The following is a 21,204-nucleotide window of genomic DNA, read 5'->3' as shown; positions in this document are numbered from 1 at the left end:
AAATAACGTTTAATTACGTAAATTAGGTACTAGTACTTAGTTGATTGGTTATATTATTTTACAACGCCTAAATTTCTAAAAGTTAGATCGGAAGAGATAAATTTTGTAATTTTCAGGCAACTAAAAATGTGATGGAGAGTAATTTAGGAGCTATTTTAAAACAAATAGAACAAATTGCCGATATCGGATATTGGGAGTTTGATTTGGAAACCGATAATTATTATTGGTCGGATGGCGTATATAAAATACTGGGGTATTCTAAAGAAGACTTCGTTCTTGATCATCACAAAGTTGTGAGTTTGATTCACCCGGATGATAAAAAACGGGTAGAACAACACTTGTTGGGTGTTTATTCGGATGAGAATAGTTATGAAATCAGAGCTAAATTCATTCATAAATCCGGAAAACCGATAATTATTGAAAGTAAAACCCGGTTAGAAGAAGATGCGGAAGGGAAACCAGTAAAGGTATCCGGGGTATTCAGAAATATTACTCCGTCAGTAGAGGCGGGGATGCATCTTACTAATTTACAACTGAAATTAAGTGACTTACTCGATTCGGTGGGAGGATGTCTGTGGGAGGCAGATGGAAGAACAATAGAGTTTTCATACATCAGCCCGCAACTGGAAAAACTTTTGGGGTATTCAGCTGACGAATGGATGGCAGATGCAAAATTTTGGGAGAGTATTCTTCACCCCGAAGACAGGGAGTTTGCCGTTAGTTTTTGCCAAAATGAGATTCGGCAGGACCGGAATCATGTCTTTGACTATAGAATCAGACATAAAGAGGGACACTATTTGTGGGTTCAGGATCGGGTCTCTGTGTTGAGAAACGGAGATAAAATAGACCTGAAAGGAATGTTGATTGATATTACGGAGCAAAAAAAAGTAGAGCAGAATCTCCGGGATCAGAGAAACTTAACCAATCAATTGATTCAGCAGTTACCGAATGTTTTTTTTCTTTTTAATCAATCCGGAGAATTTTTGTTGTGGAACCAACGATTAACCGAGGTGACTGAGTACAACGATTCGGAGATGAGTAATCTTTCTCCTTTGGACTTTTTTGAAGGAGAAGCCAGGGAAATTGTTGAAAAAGAGATTAGAAGTGTACTGGAAAAGGGAAATACGGAAATTGATGTGGAATTCACTTCTAAATCGGGTGTTCAAAAGCCGATTCACTTTATTGCTTCCCGATTTACATTCAATGGAGAAAATTGTATCTACGGATTGGGCATAGATATGTCTGAGAAAAAGGAAATGATTGAAACCCAGAAAAAACTACTACATACGATAGAGAATATTCTCGAATTTGCGCCCGAAGGGATGCTGGTGTTGACGGAAAAACTGGAGTTGTTTAAACAGAATAACTCATTTGATAAGTTGATTAAGGAATATTCGTCTAAATTAAATTATACCGAGAGTGAGTTACGAACCCTTATCATCAATAAAATACTAAGTCAATCTGAAACAGCTGAGTCTTTTGAGATAGAAATAGAGTCCAACCCTAAAAAATAGTTCGGGATGAATAACACTGAACCTGACAATAACACCGAAAAGCTGATTCTTAAAATCGCTAAATCAAAAATTCCCTTTTTTGACAGTAATCTGGGGGACTCTAGTCATATTTTGTCTGTAAAAGATGTTACTGATTCCTACAATAAACAACAAATTATAGAACGAAACCGAAGAGAAATTCAGCGGATTCTGGATTCTTCTCTCGATGTTATATGTACCATAGATGCTGATGGTGTTTTTGATCGGGTAAGTAATGCTTCTGTGGATGTTTTTGGCTATCCGCCTGATGAATTGTCAGGAAGGAAATTTTTGGAGTTGGTATACGAGGATGACAGAGAAAAAACGGAAGGTATTGCTAAGTTGATCCGTGAAGGTCTGGTAGTAAAAAACTTTGAAAACCGATATGTGCACCGGAAAGGTCATTTGGTTTCGGTGATATGGTCAGCCCAGTGGGATAATGAAGAACAACGGATGTATTGTGTTGCCCGCGATGGGAAGGAATTAAAAGAAACTCAGGAAAAAATAAGGGAAAGCGAGAAGCGATTCAAATCAATGGTTCAGGAAGGATCGGATATGATTGCTATTCTTGACCTTAGTGGAGTTTATACATATGTGTCTCCGAATTTTAAAACCTTTTTGGGATACAGGGAGGACGAATTACTAGGCAAAAAAGTAAAAGAGTTTATTCACCCAAGAGATCAGGAGGTGTTGTCTGCTGAATTTGCAAAATTAGAGACAAGTCGTCGTTTGAATGCCACACCATATAGGTTTAGAAGAAAAGATGGTACCTGGTGTTGGGTGCAGTCGGTCGGAACGAATTTGTCCGAAGATAATGCTATTCAGGGAGTTGTAGTTAATAGTGTTGAGATAACAGATCTTATTGAAACACAAAGGGCTCTCAATAAAAGTAATGAACGCTTCTCTATGCTAATGAGAGCAGGTTCTGAAAGTATTTGGGATTATGATCTGATTAAAGAGGAGTTATTTCTGGGGGACGGGTTTATACGCTTCTTCAATATTGAACCGTTAGATTTACGAAACAATAACGATTTGATTAACTCTAAAATTCATCCGGAAGACCTGGATGAGATATTAGATTCTTTTCGTTCTGCAATTCGTGAAGAGGGAAAAAGAGAGTGGACGGCCGAATATAGAATCTTTAATGGTCAGGGGTATTCCTACGTTAAAGATAAAGCGATCATACTTCGGAATGAACAAGATAAAGCCTATCGCGTAATCGGGGCAATTAAAGACGTAACCTCCGAACGACTGATTTCGGAAGTGGAACAGTTGGAAAAAGAAGTGATGGAACTCGGAATGGGGATGGCAGGTTATGTTCCTCTTGATCAGGTGCTTCATTATTATATGTCGGGATTGGAACGATTATTTCCCGGAATGAAAACGTCTATACTGCGTGTTGAGTCAGGGCATTTGTATAACCTGGCTTCTCCTTCACTCGATAAAGAATACCTTGAAAAGATCCATGGGTTAAAGATAGGACCTAATGTCGGATCATGTGGCTCTGCAGCTTACACAAGAAAACGGGTAATTGTGAGTGACGTACTGGCTGACGAAAGATGGGCGAATTACCTGGATCTGGCAACACAGTTTTCGATTGGAGCCTGTTGGTCACAACCCGTTTTTGATGGTGAATCTAATGTTATTGCCACTTTTGCTAACTATTACGAAGAACCTAAACACCCGACGGATGAAGAAACCCGAATATTTGAACGATCGAGCAGGTTTTCTGCTTTGATTATTACGCGTTTTCAACATATCGATTCCATTCAGCGAAGTAACGACCTCTACCAGTCGGTGAATATGGTTACAAATGATGCGATCTACGAATGGGATGTAGAACGGGATGTCTTTTACTGGGGAGAAGGATTCTATCGGATATTTGGTCACGAAAGTTCCGATCAGGAACCGGATATTAGGCTTTGGATAGAAAATGTTCATGAGGACGACAGAGAGAGGATTCTCAATGACAGAAAACGGATCATTGAATCGGCTGATGAGAAAAATGCCTGGTCGCATGAATACCGCTTCAAGAAAGCAGATGGTACATACGTGTATGTTGTTGATAAGGGAACAGTAATCAGAGATGAAATAGGGCGTCCTATCCGAATGATTGGAGCTGTTTCCGATATTTCGTATCGAAAAGCTACCGAAATAGCACTTCGCCATCTGAATGAAGAGTTGGGTAAAAAAGTCAGAGAATTGGCTTCGACGAATAATGAGCTCGAACAGTTTGCCTTCATCGCTTCCCATGATTTGCAGGAACCTCTGCGGATGGTAACCGGTTTTTTACAGCAGATAGAAAAGAAATACAATGATCTTTTGGATGATAAAGGGAAAATGTATATTCAGTATGCAGTAGACGGAGCCGAAAGGATGAAAACAATCATTCTTGACTTGCTGGAGTTTTCAAGAGCGGGAAGAATCAAGAAAGAAGATTATGAGCTAATTGATCTGAACGCAGTCATAGAAGATGTCAAAATTCTATTAAAAAGTAGTATTGAAGAGAATAAAGTGAAACTCAAAGTCGGCGAACTCCCTTCATTAATGGGAACTTCTTCTGCCTACAGACAGGTGTTTCAGAATATAATCAGTAATTCAATCAAGTACAGGAAAAAAGACGAATCCCCCATTATCAATATTTATGCGAAGGAAGAGGAAGAAGGATGGGTTTTGTACTTTGAGGATAATGGAATAGGTATTAACCCTAAATACCACGATAAAATATTTGAAATTTTCCAACGTCTCCATTCGAGAGAGAGTTATTCAGGAACAGGGATTGGGCTGGCAATTTGTAAGAAAATTGTTGAAAATCTTGACGGATTTCTAGAAATTGATTCTGAAGAAGAGAGAGGAAGTACCTTTATGATGCGGTTACCTAAACTGAAAGGGCAGGAAGTACCGGTAGAAAATTAAATACGAGTACTTGTACTGAAACTAGAAGATCAGTTTCCTAATTTGATTTGTTAGAACGGGTGGAATTGTAGTCCATTGAATAAGAGCTGCCATCTTCCGTTGTCATTTGAAAATGTGATGAGTCAATTAATGTACCATGACCGGATTGAAAAGATAAGGGTGGTATACTCTTTTTTAGGTCCTGATGCGAGTCATGATCCATATTTACAGTGCTGCTAAGTAGTGCGGAGCTGGCAATCATAAGATACAGTAGACTTTTCATGTTTTTACTTCTTTTTCATCAAATTTACTTCGGAGGTGACCGCTTTTTTGAAGAAAGAGGGTAGTATGAAAGAGAAATAAAATAATTTGTTTACGGGAGAGTGATATATTTTTGAGAGCAGGTACGTATATGTACGTAATTTATAACAAAACGGTATGTACTCTTCGAAATTATGATGTTTGTCATTTTCTACTTATGTAAAGTGAAAAAATAGACATAAAAAAAGACTGCCCTACCACCCCGGAGACAGTCTTTTTACCAAAAACTACTACTGCTATGTTGAACATATTCCTTTAGTAAGGAAGTATGAATCAAATGTATACGCTTTATCCCGAAAAAGGAAAAAAAAGGAAAAAGGGATGTGTAAAATAAGTATTTGTACTTAGAGTTTATGTTGTTGTTAAATAGGTTGTTAGCTCTTGGTTTTTACCAGTTTTAGTGTGTCTTTTACCGGGATGGCTCCTGTTAACATGGCAATTAAGAAAAGCAAGAAAGACAAGAGTAAAAAACCGATGAAAGATGGAAGGTAAGGAGTGGCTAAAAGAAAAGTACCAAAACAGATTACCATAAAAATAAAGAAGCGTGTTACAGCCGGAAGATTGGGCTGAAGATGCAATTTTTTAAAAGCCAGAATGAGCTGAGCAACGGCGGTTGCTGTTTGTGTGAAAAGTGTTGCAATTGCAGCCCCGAAAGCTCCAGTGTCAGGAATAAGGAAATAATTTAATAGAAAATTGAGGACAAGTCCACCCATCGCCAGTTGATTCAATCTTTTCAGATCTCCGTTAGCCGTTAGTAGAGTTCCGTATATGTAGGTAGCAGATACGGGAATGAAGCTTAAAATCAGAATGCTGAAAGCAAAAGCAGAGGGTTGGATTTCGTCTATATAGCGGACACTGATAATAGCTTCGGAATAAAAAAGTCCGCCAATACCTACAATTGTTGCAATACTCATTAACACGAGAGAAGAACTGGTCAGAAGAGGGGATAAGTTTTCTCTTTTTTTGAGCATTCGGGAAAAAATAGGAAGCAAAAGTCCGGCAAAGAGCAGAGCAAACATATTAACTGCATCAAGTAGCCTGTATCCCTGGGCGTATATTCCAGCTTCGACAGAGCCGTTTGCATGAATACGTTCGAGCATGACAGAGTCCATTCGGTTGTAAATCATCATGAGTAAAATCAATAATGCATAAGGAAAGGACTGCCGAAGTATAACCACTGAAAACAGAGGTTTGATACGTAGTCTACTAACTTCTATTCGTGAGAAAGTAATGAGAAGTGCCAAAAGTGCTGAAATTCCGTAGGAAAAAGTCTGAGCCCATACAAACCATTCAATCTGTATCTGCGAATCGGTAGCTCGTCCCCAAAGTAACCAGGAGCAGATCAGGATCAGGAGTAGCCGATCCAAAACAGAAAACAGAGCATCAATCCGAAACAAATGTAATCCCGTAAAATTACTTCTTAGGTATTGCAGAACTGCTACGAAGAACTGGTTGAGAACAAGAATTGAAAGGAGGTATAACTGTTTATCTGAGTAGCCGATAAACAATCCCAAAGCTAGTGTAAAAACGGTATAGAGTATGAAAAGAAGAACCCGTAAACCAATAATTGGTCCCAGATAGCCTTTTAATACATGCGGAGTTTGTGCGATAGTCCGCGTATTATAATTCGTAATCCCAAAATCGAGGAGTATATTAAACAAAAAGCTGAAATTAAGCAGAGCAAAGTAATCTCCGTATGCTGCTGATCCGACCTGATTTTGTATCTCCGCATCAATCCCGAGAATGTAAAAAGGTTTGACCAGCAGATTCAGAAGAACCAGTAAAAACAAATTCGTGAAAAAAGTCTTTCTCATAGCTTTCCGGTTGCTGTAAAAGTAATCTTTTTTTACTTCACGGGTCGGTATCGTATCATTTGTATCCAGTAGCCGGGATTACATCTTCCCTTTACAGGTTTTGTTGTATGTTTTTTAATAACTAGCTTAGCATGATTGTTTGTCCCAGGGAAATGATGCAGAGTACGTGCTGGAATAAAAAGATACAGGCTTCTTCCATTATTGAGGTAGTAATTGCTATTAGTTTGATAGCCGGATCTGTTGCTATTGGCACCATGATTTATGTTAACACACTTCAGTCACAACAAACACTCCAGGAAATACGGGAAGAGGGGGAGCAGAAAACTGAACTATTGGGGAAGTTATTACAATCACTTTATGAAAATGAAGAAGTGGATTTGGAAGAAGGAACAGAGCCTGTCTATCTGAAGAAAGAGATGGAAGAAACAGAGGCAAGTCAGGTCATATTGTTGAAGAACACAAAAGGAAATGAAATCTGGAGTTTGAGAAAATACGATGTTCAGGAAGTCCGGTAACCAAAATAAAAAAGAATATCTTCCTGCGTTTACAGTCATGGAGATAACGATTGCCATAGTTGTAACTTCGATTGTGATAGCAATGGTGTACAATTCAATTACTTTTTTCAACAGACAGATGCAACACGAGGTTACCGTAAAAGCTCGTATTACAACCTGGTACACGGAAAGAGCAAGACTGTTTGAAGATTTCTTTTTGGCGACGGATCATCAAATTACCGAAGAGGATATCGTGTCTCTCACTTTTTCTGATCAGTCGGTGATAGACTATCATGTAGGAGATGGGATTCTTATTCGTGAAAGTGCAGGGAGAGAAATACCATTTATGACCGGCTGTACCGGAATGGAAGTTGTCGATGATAAAAAAGGAAAAATTATCACGTTCCACTTTCAGATTGAACAAGAACCACTTTCTTTGTACTTCCCGGTGAAACAGACCCCGGCTGAAAAAATGAACGAATGGTTTCAGGAATACACTACTGATGGAACAATCAACTAGTCTTTGGGAGAAGTTAAATACAGATATTCGTTTAGGACCTGTCCTGAATGACAAGGCGAAAGAGTATTTTTATTCGGAATTTGCTTCATTGTTGGATGCAGGAATGGACATAAAACGCTCCCTTGATATTCTGATTGAAGAGCAGGATAAGAAAGCGAAGAAAGAAGCTTTTCTTTTTATCAAGGAATCCATCGTTAAAGGAGATAACCTTTCTGAAGCTATGCGAAAGAGTGGAAATTTTTCTCCTTATGAATATCAAAGTATCCGGATTGGTGAAGAAGCAGGGAAGTTGAAAATTGTCCTCCACCAGTTGGGGAAATACTTTGAAGAAAAAGTGAAGTTGAGAAAGCAAATGGTGAGTGTATTTACGTACCCGGGATTTGTCCTGATGATTACTTTCGGAGTTCTCTATTTCATGCTTAGTACAGTGGTTCCGATGTTCCAGGAAGTTTTTCAGCAATTCGGAAAAGAATTGCCCTGGTTGACACAGAAAATAATTGCCTTTTCAGAGAATTTTTCCTACATCCTGTTGGGAGTTCTAGGGATAATCGTAACCATTGTATTGCTTCACGTTACACAAAGAAAAGAAGTGTGGTACCGTGATCTGACAGGTAAGCTGTTACTGAATGCTCCTATTTTCGGAAAACTATTTAGAAAAATTTATCTGGCTCGTTTTGCACAGAGTATGAGCCTTTTGATGGTTTCCAGAACCCCGCTGGTGAAGTCCTTGGATCTGGTCTCTGAGATGATTGGTTTTTATCCGATTGAGGTGGCACTGACAAACGCCCGAAAAGAAATTCTCAGGGGGAATAGTTTACATGCGGGTTTGTCTAATTTTCCTATCTTTGACCGGAGATTTATCTCCTTAGTTAAAATAGCAGAAGAGATTAACCAGTTGGATACTACATTTGAAAGAGTTACTATACAATTAAACAGTGATATTGAATACCAGACAAAATTGATAGGAACCCTGATCGAACCCATTATTATTATCCTGATAGGGGGTATTGTGGGAGTTATTATGATCGCAATGTATCTGCCAATGTTTAATCTAAGTGAAGTGATTCAGTAATGAAGCGACAAATGAAACATACCACCCGAAAGAAAGGACATGTTAAAGCCTTTTCACTTGCCGAAATTCTTATTGTTCTGGCAGTGATCGGAATTTTGATAATGCTTGTTGTTCCTAACCAGACGGCCGTGGCTTCAAGGGCAAAATCTATTGAAGCACAAAGTGCACTGAATAATGTATATACCTTGCAGTACAGTTATTTCCTGCAATATTCGAAATACGCCTCGGAGTTAAGTGATATTGATTATGTGCCGAATAAATTGGTGACGGAGGGAGGACGGGCAAATTACAGAGTAGAGTTAATCGAATCATCTACTACAGGATTCCGTGCCAAGGCCGAAGCCGTAGTCGATTTCAACGGAGATGGAAAATTTAATATCTGGGAAGTTGATGAGACAGGGACGGTAAAAGAGGTGCAAAAAGATTGATATGCAATTGGTGTTTTTGGGAATTATCGTATCACTGTTGTCGCTACTGGTGTTTCAGGACTTGAAGTACAGGTCTGTACATTGGCTGTTATTACCGATGCTTTTCGTCTCGTTAACTTTCTTTCGTTCTCCTCAGGGGCTACAAATCATTGTCTTTAATGGTTTATTCGTAGTTACCCTTCTTTTTTTTCTGACGCTATATGTTTCTCTTCGAAATAAAAAACTGACGAACCTTACACGGGACTATTTTGGTTGGGGAGATATACTGTTCTTATTAGCGATCACTCCCGTTGCAGACAACTTTGAGTTTATGCTTCTTGTTATTTCCGGAACCCTATTTACCTTGATCCTTACTTTGGTGATAAGTAGGTTTCGTCAGGTAGGAACGGTTCCGTATGCAGGTTTTTTTGCACTATTTCTGTTAGCCTATATTCCGCTGAACTATTTTTTAATTCTTCCGGACTTTAATTCTTTTCTGATTGGATAAACAAGAGAAAATAGAACTTACACAGGAATTGCAACAGTCTCTCAAGTCGGAGTTGGCATGGCATTTCCGGATTGTTCCGAAGGATAAATCGGGAGACGTACACCACTTCTATCTGGATGAGGAAATGGATGAACAGTTGGTTCGCGAAGAGTTGGAAGTGATTCTGGGGGCAAGGGTTGTGTTGGAAAAGAAAGACTCTTTAACTGTGCGTCAGGCACTGGGGACATATTATCGTCAGGCAGATGCGGGGCATAGGGGTACTTCTGAATTGAAAATCAATGCAGATACGGATTTTGTCGATCGGATTATCATGGAGGCAGATGCATTGGGAAGTAGTGATATTCATATTGAAATTTATGAGGACAGAGGAAGAGTAAGAATACGGATAGACGGTCATTTGATAGAACGCTACTCAATTCCGTTGGAGAATTATCCCGAACTGGTCAATAAAGTAAAGATCCGTTCCAATCTGGATATTTCAGAAAAGAGACTTCCACAGGACGGACGTATTCAATACGGTGATTTTGATATTCGGGTTTCTATCCTTCCTACATTGCATGGAGAAAAGATTGTTCTGAGGATTTTGGGACATGATGCTTCCTCCATTAGCATTGACTCAGTAGGAATGTCCGAAAAAGAGTTAAAGGATTACCAGGAAGGAATCAAAAAGCCAAACGGAATCATCCTTATATCTGGTCCTACGGGGTCGGGAAAGACAACAACCCTTTATGCCACGTTAAAATTACTCAACGAGGAAAAAAGAAATATTGTTACTGTCGAGGACCCTATTGAATATACACTGGAAGGAATCAATCAGGTGCAGCTAAAAGAAGATATTGGGTTGACATTTACAGCAGCCTTGCGATCCTTTTTGCGTCAGGATCCGGATGTCATTATGTTGGGGGAAATTCGGGATAGTGAAACAGCTCAGATGGCTATCAGGGCGGCTTTGACAGGGCACCTTGTGCTGTCTACTATCCATACCAATTCTGCATGGGGGACCATCTCCAGATTGATTGATATGGGAGTACCTCCGTTTCTTCTATCCAACACAATTAACTGTTCGGTGGCTCAGCGACTGGTGCGAAAACTCTGTAATGATTGTAAAATGTTGGCGCCTGTTTCTGAGGCTGATTTACCATTACAATATGACAGGTCACATGCTCCGGAAGAACATTTTGTAGCGGTAGGATGTGAAAGCTGTCATTATACCGGGTACAAAGGACGACAAGCTATTTATGAGATTATACCTATTGATAACGAATTAAGTAATTGCATTAAAGAACAGAACATGAGAGTCGAAGACTTGCTTACTACCAGAGGAATAAAAAGCATTGGTGAACGGGCAGACTCTTTGTGGAAATCGGGAGTTACGACACTTGAGGAAGTTTACCCGTTTCTGTTGAATCAATAAAACTGATAATGAATACCAAACGAAATATATATCATTTGTTGTTAACTGCTCTGCTGGTGGTTGCAACTCATGTTTCATCATTCTCACAGATGACCTCTGCACAACTGGAGCAGAAACTGGATTCACTCTCCTATGTTCAGTTAGGGTTGAATAACCAGGTGCAATTGAATGTTTCCAATATTTCTCTCGCAGATCTGTTGAACTCAATTGGGCTTGAAAATAACCTGAATCTGAGTGTAGACCCCGCTTTGACGGATTTGGTTTCGTATAACTTTTTTGATGCAAGAGTTAAAGATGTCTTTGTCTTTTTGTACAATAATTACGAGTTGAACATCAGTTTTATAGGGTCGATTCTGGCTTTTAAAAAGAAGCCTGCACCTCAAAAGGTTGTTCCCGTATATCAACCAAAAGATCCTGAAGTAGCGTATAATAATTCGAATAAATTCCTGACAGTAGATTTGTCGAATGACACCTTACTGCAGGTTGCCGAAAAAATCACACGACTTTCGGGAGAGAATGTTGTCGTGTCCTCTTCGATAAAAAACAAAGCAGTGTCCGGTTATTTTGCAAACCGTCCTTTTGAGCAGGTTATGGAGATGATTGCAAAAGCTAATGATCTGAATTATTCAACGGATGAAAATAATATTCACTATTTATCCCCTGCGGAAAAAGATAATGTCTCCCAAAATACAGCAAGAAATGCCAGGAATTCGAACGGAGGTAAAGGAATGCCGGATTTCAGTTTATCGGAAGGTGTTGAGTTGGTCACTACTCCTGAAGGGTTGATCACCGTAAAGGCAGAAAATGCGAGTATAGGAGAACTGATACAGTATGCTGCACAGGAACTGAATGAACATTATTTTCTGTATGCCGTTCCGGAAGGAAAAGCGACATTAAATGTGGCAAATATTTCTTTTGAAGATCTATTACGGAAACTTTTGAATGGGACAAAGTACTCTTACAAGCTTGAAAACCGAACGTTTATTATCGGAGAGCAGAAATCCGAAGGACTGCGATCTACCCAATTAATAAAGTTAGAAAACCGAACTATTGAGAATGTGAAATCTTCCATTCCAAAGGACTTGATAACAGATTTGGAACTGTTCGAGTTTATTGAGTTAAATGCCTTTGTCGTATCCGGATCTTCCCGTAGAATTGAAGAGTTGAAAACATTTTTGTATTCTATTGATCAGGTTGTTCCTATGGTTCAGATAGATATTATAATTATGTATTCGCAACGAGGAAGTACCGTTTCGACCGGAATTAAGGCGGCGCTGGATGCGAATAATCAGGAAACTTCCGGTGAAATCTTTCCGAACTTTGATATGAACCTGAACTCAACGTCCGTTAATGCAATTATTGATGCGATTAATGGATTTGGGATTTTAAATCTGGGTAAAGTGACTTCTGACTTTTTCCTTTCTCTTCAGGCTCTGGAGTCAAACAATGTTATCGAGATGGAATCAACGCCGAAGATTTCTACACTTAACGGACACGAAGCATCCATTGCAATAGGAGAGGAGAGGTACTACCAACAAGAGCGGGTACAGGTATCCAATGTAGTTGGAAATGCCAATGTTCAAAGTTCGAAAGTATGGACACCGATCCAGGCAAAACTTGAAGTGAAGATTAAACCTTTTGTATCGGCTGACGAGCATGTTACTCTGGAAATATCGGTTGGTCAAAATGATTTTGGGGAACAGTCAGATCCGACGGCACCGCCTAATAAGTCCACGCAAACCTTTGAATCTCTGGTGCGAGTAAAGAATGGTGAGGTAATTTTGATGGGAGGTTTGGAGAAAAAATCCAAACGGGATACAGGGTCAGGAGTTCCCGTTTTGTCTCGTATCCCGATTCTCAAGTGGTTACTTAGTAGCCGTTCGAAAACACGCGATAAATCAAAACTTCACATTCTGATTCGTCCAACAGTTACGTATTAATGACACAGCTTTTCAGACATAAAAGAACAGGTATACAGGTAATTTCCGTAGAATTTACGGAGAAAGTACCGGTATATCATTTTGCTGTACTGAAAAAAAAGGGAAAGACAATTACCATCGAAGCTGAGACTCATCGGGAGGTAGAAGCTTTGCAAAAAAAGGTAAATCGAAAATTACCTGTTCTGGTTCATTTCTTTGGAAAAGGAGTACTTAACAGGACAGTAGCTCCTCAGGACAATTATTTAGATAACCTGATTGTCAATGCTAGCAAAAGTGATTTCATAAGTGCTTTTCAGGATGCTACAAATCTTCGTTTGGTTTCTTTTATGCGAAAAGAACCGGCAGATGAGGTGATAGAAAAACTTAACTTTTGTAAAGATCAGGTTGTAGATGTTCTTTTAGGTCCGTTTGTCGCTTTTCGCCCGGATCTGGAAACAGTCCCTGTAAAAGTACCCGGATTTGAATTTGATTATGGTCAAACCGGGTTTTCTGTTTCGGATACGAAAGACAGGAAGGTTGAGTTTCTGGGAAATATTTTGGGGCAGGAGGTATTTGGTGCAATTGCTGGGTGGAATTACCTAAACGAAAAAGACCGTTGTTCCATTTTGGATGAACAGGAAAAAGAACAGCGACGAGCCAACTTTTCGGATAAACGTCAGTTTGAAAAACTGGGATTATTTATGTTAGTTTTCTTTTTATCAGCATTGTTGGCAAACTATTTCTACCAGGGAAATCTATTGAAGAAGAATGCGGCAATAGAAGACGAAATAATGATCTATTCGGATAATCTCAATAAAATAGACCTGCTGGATCAGGAAATAAAGAGGAAGTACCAGTTAATTTCAACAAGTGGAATTTTGAAGCATAATTACTTATCCTTTTATCTGGACAGAATAGGTAAGTCACTTCCAACTACAATAAATCTGGTGGAGATCAGAACCTTTCCACTCGACAAGAAACTGAAACAAAAAGTAAAGACAGAGTTTGAGCAGTCTTCGGTATATGTGAGTGGAACTACTAATAATACCGCTTCTATTGATGAATGGATAGCCAGGCTCAACGAACAAAACTGGGTAGCTAAAACCGAGATTTTGAACTTTGAGCGGAATCCGGAAAAACAGAATGCTTCATTTACGTTAAGAATACGAATCCGATGAATTTGTTTGCGAAATACTCCTTTAAACAAAAGAAATTTGCATTGGCGGTTGTGTTTGTGCTTCTTGCAGCGGCAGCCTATAAACGTTCGTTTAGCGTAACCCTGGATTTGATCGGTTTAAATAACGAGTTGGAGGAAAAGAAAATTGAGGCCTCAACATCTGTAGAACGTTTAAAAACGAAACAGAACGAACTGAACCTGATCAACCGAATGGTGGGAAAAGAAAACGTTCCCAATGAGCAGGTACAACAAAGGTTTCTTTCCTTTTTTGAGCAGGAGAGTGCCGGTCTTTCGATTGAAAAGATAGAAGAGGTCTATACGTACGATCATCCGGACTTTACCATAAACACCAATGCGATTACACTGAAAGGAGGGTTTGTTCAAACAACACGGTTTCTATATAAACTGGAAAAAAGTTTTCCATACGCCCGCCTTGTATCATCTACTCTGCGGCTAACAACCAACCGGATACTTCAAAAGAACGAATTACATACAACCATACTTCTTCAGAACTTTTGGCGTCCTGTAAAGTAATAGTTGACGTATATCAGGAAATTAAATGCAAAAAAATGATAAATGATTGCATGGAACTTCCAATTTGTAATACCTTTGCTTTAGAAATAGACAAGTGATAGGAAAAGGTATGCGAAAATTGTCTGAGTATAAGGTGAATACAATGGTTCTTGTTTCCCTGTACTTTATTTTTTCTTTTTTTTCAGCAGGGTACTCTTCAGGTACCGTTGTTTCTACTGAGTTTTCTGATATTTTACTTTCTGCATCTGTAAATGGTACGGAAGGTGATCGTTATTCTGAAAATCCGTACCAGGATCAATATGCCTCTTATCCTTTAGGTTCCCCCTGGGATTCTTCTTCTGATTCCGGTGAGTCGGAAGAGAAAAATGAGAATGAAGGTTTTGACAAAAAACTGGATCGTCATCCGGGGCTTGATTTATTTCGTTTAGAACCAGTTGTTATCTTATCGGAATATACAGCAGTACATTTTGAGCAAACCTTGCTTAACCGATCAAAAGTATCCCGAATTATTCTTTTCCACTGCTGGCGTAGCTTTCTTGTTTAATTGATTTAAGACTTGTTATTACAGGTCCTTATCGGGAAGTAATTTATTTCCCTGTATTTCGGTTTCATGTATTCAAAAACCAAAAATGAAATCGAATTGCATCAGATGGGAGAGTGGAGACTCTCTACTGAATAAAATGATTCTCAATCAATACATGTGTTGTGTGATAATTTGCAAACACAAGAGAACAAAAAATAATCAATTTAAACAAAGAAATTTATGAAGAGGATTTCAATTCTCATGTATCTGACCACCGCATTACTTTATACAAGCTGTAAACACGAAGAGCACGAAAAACACGAAGAGGCAAAATTTGTAGTTACCAGCCCGGTTAAAAGTGATACACTAATTTACCACGAATATGTTTGTCAGATTCACTCCATTCAGCACATTGATATACGTGCGTTGGAGAAAGGATACCTGCAAACTATTTATGTCGACGAAGGTCAATTTGTAAAAAAAGGTCAGCTGATGTTTCAGATCATGCCTTTGATCTATCAGGCAGAAATGCAAAAGGCACAGGCTGAAGCAAGTTTTGCGGAAATAGAGTTCGGAAATACTAAAAGTCTGGCAGATAGTAATATCGTTTCGAAGAATGAGCTGGCGCTGTCGAAAGCAAATCTGGATAAAGCAAAAGCTGAGTTAGCATTAGCGAAAGCGCATCTTGGATTTACCGAAATCAGAGCTCCTTTTGACGGAATAATGAACCGGTTTCATGTACGTTTAGGAAGTTTGGTGGACGAAGGAGAGTTACTGACAGAGCTCTCTGATAATAGCAAGATGTGGGTGTATTTTAATGTGCCTGAAGCTGAATACCTCGACTATATAACCCGGGTAAAATCAGATAGTCTTTTGAAAGTAAAACTTCAGATGGCAAACAATCAGCTTTTTAAACAGGATGGTGTTGTAGAGACGATCGAAGCCGATTTTAATAATGAAACGGGAAATATCGCTTTCCGTGCAACATTCCCTAATCCGGATAAAATCCTCCGACATGGTGAAACAGGTAATATACTAATGCCTGTTTTTCTGAAAGATGTTCTTTTGATTCCTCAGAAGGCGACATTCGAAATTCTGGATAAAAAATACGTTTACGTGGTAGATGCGAATAACGTAGTGAAATCACGCCACATTACGGTTGGGACAGAAATGCCGCATTTGTATGTAGTTACAGAAGGCTTGAAGGAAGGAGATAAAATACTGGTTGAGGGGCTTCGTAAAGTGAAGAACAATCAGAAGATTCATTTCGAGTTCGAAGATCAGCAGAAAGTATTATCTGATCTGAATGATCTACACGCCGAGTAAGTAGAGTAAGAACCTAAAAAATCAGTAAGATGTTTAGTAAATTCATTCAACGTCCGGTTCTTGCAATAGCCATTTCATTAGCCATTATTTTTCTTGGTATCCTGGCTATTAATACAAGACCGGTCTCACAATTCCCGGAGATTGCACCTCCCCGGGTAAATATTTTCATTGCGTTTCCGGGGTCAAGTGCGGAAGTACTTGTTAACTCAACCTTAATTCCTCTGGAGAGAGCGATTAACGGAGTCCAGGGAATGCAGTATATTATATCAGATGCAACCAGTGCGGGAGAAGCTACGATTCAGATCGTATTTGAACCGGGGACAGATCCCAATGCTGCGGTTGTTAACGTAAAAACAAGGGTTGACCAGGTGATGAATAACCTGCCTCCTTTGGTACAACGTGAAGGGGTGATCATTACACCTATTCAGCCGAGTATGTTGATGTATGTTAACCTGTATAGTAAAGATAAAAATGCAGATGAAAAATTCCTGTATAACTATGCCAACGTACACATACTTCCTGAACTTCAACGTATAAGTGGTATGGGGCGTGCTCAGATTCTGGGGAGTCGTCAGTACGCTATGCGTATCTGGTTGAAACCTGACCGGATGCGGGCTTATAATATCTCGACAGAAGAGGTTATGGATGCTATCGATGAACAAAGTGTTATCGGTAGACCCGGACGCCTGGGGCAAAGTTCCGGTAAGACAGCACAATCGCTTGAATATGTCTTGACTTATAAAGGAAGATACAATAAGCCGGAGGAGTACGGAGACATTATTATTCGTGCTAATGCAGAAGGGGAAATCCTGAAGCTGAAAGATGTTGCCGAAGTTGAATTGGGTAGTGAGTTCTTTGATATTTATTCCAATAAAGACGGATACCCGGCGGCTTCTATTGTCTTGAAACAAAACTTCGGAAGTAATGCCAGTAAAGTAATTGACGGAGTAAAAGAAAAACTCAAAGAACTAGAAGACGATTTTCCTCCCGGAATGGATTATGAGATCAACTATGACGTTTCTAAATTTGTTGGAGCTTCCATTGATAAAGTGCTACACACGCTGGTAGAGGCCTTTATTCTGGTTGCATTAGTTGTCTTTTTATTCCTGGGTGATTTACGGTCGACTCTGATCCCGACAATTGCGGTTCCCGTGTCACTGATCGGAGCTTTTGTATTCATGCAATTATTCGGTTTAACGATAAATCTGATTACACTTTTTGCTCTTGTACTGGCTATTGGTATTGTTGTGGATGATGCCATTGTAGTAGTAGAGGCGGTACACGCCAAAATGGAAGAAGAACATCTTTCCCCTTATAAAGCAGTAAAGAAAGTGTTGGGAGAAATCAGTGGGGCGATTATCGCCATTACTTTGATTATGACCGCGGTGTTCGTTCCGGTAGCTTTCATGACGGGACCGGTAGGAATTTTCTACAGACAGTTTTCCATCACGATGGCAAGTGCGATTGTACTCTCCGGAGTTGTTGCGCTTACGTTAACGCCTGTACTTTGTGCGATGATTCTTAAAAATAATCATGGTAAACCAAAGAGACGAACACCTGTTACGATGTTTATCGACTGGTTCAACCGAAAATTTGATAAAGTAACAGGTCGATATACCAGTTTACTGAGAGTGATTGTAAACCGGAGAGTGATTACTTACGGAATGTTGATCGCCTTTGCCTTTGGGATTTTTGCGGTGAATGAAAACCTTCCGGCAGGATTTATTCCTAATGAGGATCAGGGGATGATCTATGCTATTATTCAGACACCTCCCGGAAGTACACTGGAAAGAACCAACGATATTTCAAGAAAATTACAGAACATTGCGGAAGAGGTGGAGGGAATTCAATCTGTTTCCTCACTTGCCGGATATGAAATTCTAACCGAAGGTCGGGGATCGAATGCCGGAACCTGTATCATTAACCTGAAAGACTGGTCGGAACGAGAGCACTCTGTTACCGAAATCATTGAGGAATTGGAAGCCAAAACCAAGGATCTTGGAGCAGTAATTGAATATTTCGAACCTCCGGCAGTACCGGGATACGGATCTTCAGATGGATTCTCATTACGATTGCTGGACAAGAGTAGCACAATTGATTACCAGGATTTTGATAAAGTAAACGCGGAGTTTATGGAAGCGCTAGGTAAAAGAAAAGAGCTGGCCGGCTTATTTACCTTTTTCGCTGCAAATTATCCTCAGTATGAATTGATCATAGATAATGAGTTGGCGATGCAAAAGGGGGTGTCGATTGGAAAAGCAATGGACAATCTCGATATTTTGATAGGAAGTACATACGAGCAGGGATTTATTCGATTTAATACCTTCTTTAAAGTGTATACTCAGTCTTCGCCTGAATACAGAAAATTGCCTTCGGATATCCTTAATTTGTTTATTAAGAACGATCATGGAGAAATGGTTCCGTATTCTGCTTTTATGAGGATGAAAAAAACACAGGGTCCAAATGAAATTACGCGGTTCAACCTGTACACATCATCATCGATCAGAGGTGTTCCTGCTCCTGGTTATACCAGTGGCGATGCGATCAATGCAGTGCGTGAAGTAGCCGATGAAGTATTACCGAAAGGATATGATATTGCCTGGGAAGGATTGTCGTATGACGAAGCGAGAAGAGGGAATGAAGCATTATACATTTTTATTGTTGTATTGATTTTCGTTTACCTTGTTCTTGCCGCACAGTACGAGAGTTTCATTATACCACTGGCTGTTGTATTTTCTTTACCGGCTGGTGTGTTCGGATCCTTCTTGCTCCTGGAACTTATGGGGCTGGCAAACGACATTTATGCGCAGATCGGTCTGATCATGTTGGTTGGACTTCTTGGGAAAAATGCCGTATTGATTGTAGAGTTTGCTGTTCAAAAGCACCAACAGGGTTCTACGGTATTGGAAGCGGCTATTGAAGGGGCTAAGGTTCGTTTTCGTCCTATCCTGATGACTTCCTTTGCATTTATTGCGGGATTGATTCCTCTTGTTGTTGCAACAGGCCCGGGAGCTATCGGTAACCGTACGATTGGATCTTCAGCTCTGGGAGGTATGTTATTCGGAACAATTTTCGGTGTGATTATCGTTCCTGGATTGTATTATATATTCGGAAAACTGGCTGAAGGGAAAAAACTCATAAAGGATGAAGATATAACACCTTTGAGCGAAGATTTTGCAGAAAGTATGTCTGAGAGATCTTTTGTGAATAAGGTAAATAGAATTATTAAGAAAATACGTAAAAAAGATGTTGATAAGAATAATTCATAAGTCAGGAATCATTGCTCTTCTGCTGATTTCACTTTGGAGTTGTAAAACGATGAAAGTGGATTTTCGCGATGAGAATAAATATGTTCCTGAAAGTTACGCAGAGTCAGGAGATACTACGAATATCGTTGATCTCAGTTGGAGGGATTATTTTTCCGATGCTAACCTGATTGCGCTGATAGATACGGCTCTGGTAAATAACCAGGAGTTGAATATCACAATGCAGGAGATTGCTATCAGTCAGAGTGAAATAAAAGCCCGTAAGGGAGAATATCTTCCTTTTGTCGGCTTGAAGGCAGGTGCAGGACTGGAAAAAGAAGGGGAATATACCCGGCATGGAGCAGTGGATGAGCAACTGGAAATTGAACCCGGAAAATCATTCCCGAATCCTTTTTCTGATTTTGGAATCGGTGTGTATGCTTCCTGGGAAATAGATGTTTGGAAGAAACTTCGAAATGCTAAAAAGGCAGCTGTATCCCGTTACCTTTCAAGTGTAGAAGGAAGGAATTTTATGGTGACCAATCTGATTTCAGAGATCGCAGAGTCCTACTACGAGTTAATGGCACTGGATAACTTGTTAGATATTGTAGAGCGCAACATTGAAATTCAGGGAAGTGCACTGCAAACTGTAAAGCAACAAAAAGAGGCGGCAAAAGTAACACAGTTAGCAGTGAACCGGTTTGAGGCACAGTTGTTGAATACAAAAAATCTTCAATACGAAATTCGTCAGAGAATTGTAGAAACAGAAAACAAGATAAACTTCCTTGTTGGTAGATTTCCTCAACCGATAGTGAGAGACTCTGAGTCCTTTGATAATTTACCAATCGGACCTGTTCAGGAAGGTATTCCCTCACAATTACTGGAGAATCGCCCTGATATTCGGCAGGCAGAGTTGGAATTGATGGCTGCGAAACTGGATGTAAAAGTAGCGCGTGCTAACTTTTATCCTTCTTTCAAAATTTCCGGAGGAGTAGGGTTGCAGGCGTTCAATCCTGCACATCTTATAAAGCCGGAGTCTATATTCTATAACCTGTTAGGTGATTTGATTGCTCCTTTAATCAATAGAAATGCACTTAAAGCGCAATATGCAAGTGCAAGTGCCAAACAGATTCAGGCAATTTATGAATACGAACAGACCATTTTAAGCGGATACATTGATGTGTTGAACCAATTGGCCAAGATTGATAACTTTTCAAAAAGTTACGAGACAAAAGCAAAAGAGGTTGAGCTGTTGAACCAATCGGTTACCATTGCTAATAACCTGTTTACATCAGCACGTGCAGACTATGCGGAAGTGTTATTGACGCAACGTGAGGCTGTAGAATCCCGAATCGAGTTAATTGAGATTAAGTTGCAACAAATGAATGCAAAAATCAATATCTACCGTGCTCTTGGTGGAGGTTGGGAATAAGAATTTACAAGAGCGTTTTTGATGAGTCCGCAGGATATTGTACGTAATGTCATATCCTGCGGATCTTTTTT

At 39.6% G+C, this 21,204-nt stretch carries 17 protein-coding genes; 15 read left to right on the top strand and 2 right to left on the bottom strand.

The genetic code is table 11. From position 1 onward, the window contains the following. Positions 1-131: 131 nt before the first annotated feature. Together ABDZ97_RS07920 and ABDZ97_RS07915 are read left to right on the top strand one after the other, a co-directional pair. Positions 132-1,514, top strand: coding sequence for a PAS domain-containing protein (locus ABDZ97_RS07920; protein ID WP_343786282.1), 1,383 nt, complete (start codon positions 132-134; stop codon positions 1,512-1,514). A gap of 6 nt (positions 1,515-1,520) precedes the next feature. After that, entirely contained in the window at positions 1,521-4,448 is a 2,928-nt protein-coding gene (locus tag ABDZ97_RS07915; RefSeq protein WP_343786280.1) for a PAS domain-containing protein, read from the top strand. A gap of 37 nt (positions 4,449-4,485) precedes the next feature. Here ABDZ97_RS07915 and ABDZ97_RS07910 read toward each other — a convergent pair whose 3' ends face one another. Both ABDZ97_RS07910 and ABDZ97_RS07905 read right to left on the bottom strand, forming a co-directional pair. After that, complete coding sequence (locus ABDZ97_RS07910) at positions 4,486-4,710, bottom strand: hypothetical protein (protein ID WP_343786278.1); 225 nt, start codon at positions 4,708-4,710, stop codon at positions 4,486-4,488. A gap of 412 nt (positions 4,711-5,122) precedes the next feature. Further along, a complete protein-coding gene (locus ABDZ97_RS07905) occupies positions 5,123-6,562 on the bottom strand; it encodes an oligosaccharide flippase family protein (protein WP_343786276.1) in 1,440 nt (479 codons plus the stop codon). Positions 6,563-6,693: 131 nt separating this feature from the next. Here ABDZ97_RS07905 and ABDZ97_RS07900 point away from each other — a divergent pair, with 131 nt between their 5' ends. From ABDZ97_RS07900 to ABDZ97_RS07840, 13 genes are all read left to right on the top strand, one after another. Next, positions 6,694-7,077, top strand: coding sequence for a hypothetical protein (locus tag ABDZ97_RS07900; protein ID WP_343786274.1), 384 nt, complete (start codon positions 6,694-6,696; stop codon positions 7,075-7,077). Beyond that, positions 7,058-7,576: a hypothetical protein gene (locus ABDZ97_RS07895; protein WP_343786272.1), complete on the top strand. Its 519-nt coding sequence runs from the start codon at positions 7,058-7,060 to the stop codon at positions 7,574-7,576. Before ABDZ97_RS07900 ends, ABDZ97_RS07895 begins: the two co-directional genes overlap by 20 nt. Next, positions 7,560-8,648 (top strand): type II secretion system F family protein, encoded by a 1,089-nt coding sequence (locus ABDZ97_RS07890; RefSeq protein WP_343786270.1) that lies wholly within the window; start codon positions 7,560-7,562, stop codon positions 8,646-8,648. Before ABDZ97_RS07895 ends, ABDZ97_RS07890 begins: the two co-directional genes overlap by 17 nt. Further along, positions 8,648-9,076: a type IV pilin protein gene (locus tag ABDZ97_RS07885; RefSeq protein ID WP_343786268.1), complete on the top strand. Its 429-nt coding sequence runs from the start codon at positions 8,648-8,650 to the stop codon at positions 9,074-9,076. The genes ABDZ97_RS07890 and ABDZ97_RS07885 overlap by 1 nt, the downstream gene beginning before the upstream one ends. A 1-nt stretch (position 9,077) precedes the next feature. Then, positions 9,078-9,563, top strand: a complete 486-nt coding sequence (locus ABDZ97_RS07880; protein WP_343786266.1) for a prepilin peptidase — start codon at positions 9,078-9,080, stop codon at positions 9,561-9,563. Next, complete coding sequence (locus ABDZ97_RS07875) at positions 9,556-10,977, top strand: GspE/PulE family protein (RefSeq protein WP_343786264.1); 1,422 nt, start codon at positions 9,556-9,558, stop codon at positions 10,975-10,977. Before ABDZ97_RS07880 ends, ABDZ97_RS07875 begins: the two co-directional genes overlap by 8 nt. An 8-nt stretch (positions 10,978-10,985) precedes the next feature. Next, complete coding sequence (locus tag ABDZ97_RS07870) at positions 10,986-12,917, top strand: FecR domain-containing protein (RefSeq protein ID WP_343786262.1); 1,932 nt, start codon at positions 10,986-10,988, stop codon at positions 12,915-12,917. Beyond that, positions 12,917-14,074 carry a hypothetical protein gene (locus tag ABDZ97_RS07865; RefSeq protein ID WP_343786260.1) on the top strand — a complete coding sequence of 386 codons (1,158 nt, stop codon included), beginning with the start codon at positions 12,917-12,919 and terminating at the stop codon, positions 14,072-14,074. Before ABDZ97_RS07870 ends, ABDZ97_RS07865 begins: the two co-directional genes overlap by 1 nt. Then, positions 14,071-14,607 (top strand): hypothetical protein, encoded by a 537-nt coding sequence (locus ABDZ97_RS07860; RefSeq protein WP_343786258.1) that lies wholly within the window; start codon positions 14,071-14,073, stop codon positions 14,605-14,607. The genes ABDZ97_RS07865 and ABDZ97_RS07860 overlap by 4 nt, the downstream gene beginning before the upstream one ends. Positions 14,608-14,716: 109 nt before the next feature. After that, positions 14,717-15,151: a hypothetical protein gene (locus ABDZ97_RS07855; RefSeq protein WP_343786256.1), complete on the top strand. Its 435-nt coding sequence runs from the start codon at positions 14,717-14,719 to the stop codon at positions 15,149-15,151. Between the two features lie 219 nt (positions 15,152-15,370). Next, the gene (locus ABDZ97_RS07850) at positions 15,371-16,456 is read left to right on the top strand and encodes an efflux RND transporter periplasmic adaptor subunit (protein ID WP_343786254.1); all 1,086 of its coding nucleotides are present in this window, start codon (positions 15,371-15,373) and stop codon (positions 16,454-16,456) included. Positions 16,457-16,485: 29 nt separating this feature from the next. Continuing rightward, positions 16,486-19,725 (top strand): efflux RND transporter permease subunit, encoded by a 3,240-nt coding sequence (locus ABDZ97_RS07845; protein ID WP_343786252.1) that lies wholly within the window; start codon positions 16,486-16,488, stop codon positions 19,723-19,725. After that, positions 19,703-21,133 carry a TolC family protein gene (locus ABDZ97_RS07840; protein WP_343786250.1) on the top strand — a complete coding sequence of 477 codons (1,431 nt, stop codon included), beginning with the start codon at positions 19,703-19,705 and terminating at the stop codon, positions 21,131-21,133. The genes ABDZ97_RS07845 and ABDZ97_RS07840 overlap by 23 nt, the downstream gene beginning before the upstream one ends. The last annotated feature ends 71 nt before the right edge of the window (positions 21,134-21,204 follow it).

This window comes from Wandonia haliotis, assembly GCF_039523435.1.
In the GTDB taxonomy this organism is placed as follows: Bacteria; Bacteroidota; Bacteroidia; order Flavobacteriales_D; family Crocinitomicaceae; genus Wandonia; species Wandonia haliotis.
This window is presented reverse-complemented; position numbering and strand designations above follow the sequence as displayed.

What these genes read in the sequence shown, in the direction of transcription:
- ABDZ97_RS07920 (WP_343786282.1), top strand. Translation starts at nt 132, where the DNA reads ATGGAGAGTAATTTAGGAGCTATTTTAAAACAAATAGAACAAATTGCC.
- ABDZ97_RS07915 (WP_343786280.1), top strand. Translation starts at nt 1,521, where the DNA reads ATGAATAACACTGAACCTGACAATAACACCGAAAAGCTGATTCTTAAA.
- ABDZ97_RS07910 (WP_343786278.1), bottom strand. Translation starts at nt 4,710, where the DNA reads ATGAAAAGTCTACTGTATCTTATGATTGCCAGCTCCGCACTACTTAGC.
- ABDZ97_RS07905 (WP_343786276.1), bottom strand. Translation starts at nt 6,562, where the DNA reads ATGAGAAAGACTTTTTTCACGAATTTGTTTTTACTGGTTCTTCTGAAT.
- ABDZ97_RS07900 (WP_343786274.1), top strand. Translation starts at nt 6,694, where the DNA reads ATGATTGTTTGTCCCAGGGAAATGATGCAGAGTACGTGCTGGAATAAA.
- ABDZ97_RS07895 (WP_343786272.1), top strand. Translation starts at nt 7,058, where the DNA reads ATGTTCAGGAAGTCCGGTAACCAAAATAAAAAAGAATATCTTCCTGCG.
- ABDZ97_RS07890 (WP_343786270.1), top strand. Translation starts at nt 7,560, where the DNA reads ATGGAACAATCAACTAGTCTTTGGGAGAAGTTAAATACAGATATTCGT.
- ABDZ97_RS07885 (WP_343786268.1), top strand. Translation starts at nt 8,648, where the DNA reads ATGAAGCGACAAATGAAACATACCACCCGAAAGAAAGGACATGTTAAA.
- ABDZ97_RS07880 (WP_343786266.1), top strand. Translation starts at nt 9,078, where the DNA reads ATGCAATTGGTGTTTTTGGGAATTATCGTATCACTGTTGTCGCTACTG.
- ABDZ97_RS07870 (WP_343786262.1), top strand. Translation starts at nt 10,986, where the DNA reads ATGAATACCAAACGAAATATATATCATTTGTTGTTAACTGCTCTGCTG.
- ABDZ97_RS07865 (WP_343786260.1), top strand. Translation starts at nt 12,917, where the DNA reads ATGACACAGCTTTTCAGACATAAAAGAACAGGTATACAGGTAATTTCC.
- ABDZ97_RS07860 (WP_343786258.1), top strand. Translation starts at nt 14,071, where the DNA reads ATGAATTTGTTTGCGAAATACTCCTTTAAACAAAAGAAATTTGCATTG.
- ABDZ97_RS07855 (WP_343786256.1), top strand. Translation starts at nt 14,717, where the DNA reads ATGCGAAAATTGTCTGAGTATAAGGTGAATACAATGGTTCTTGTTTCC.
- ABDZ97_RS07850 (WP_343786254.1), top strand. Translation starts at nt 15,371, where the DNA reads ATGAAGAGGATTTCAATTCTCATGTATCTGACCACCGCATTACTTTAT.
- ABDZ97_RS07845 (WP_343786252.1), top strand. Translation starts at nt 16,486, where the DNA reads ATGTTTAGTAAATTCATTCAACGTCCGGTTCTTGCAATAGCCATTTCA.
- ABDZ97_RS07840 (WP_343786250.1), top strand. Translation starts at nt 19,703, where the DNA reads ATGTTGATAAGAATAATTCATAAGTCAGGAATCATTGCTCTTCTGCTG.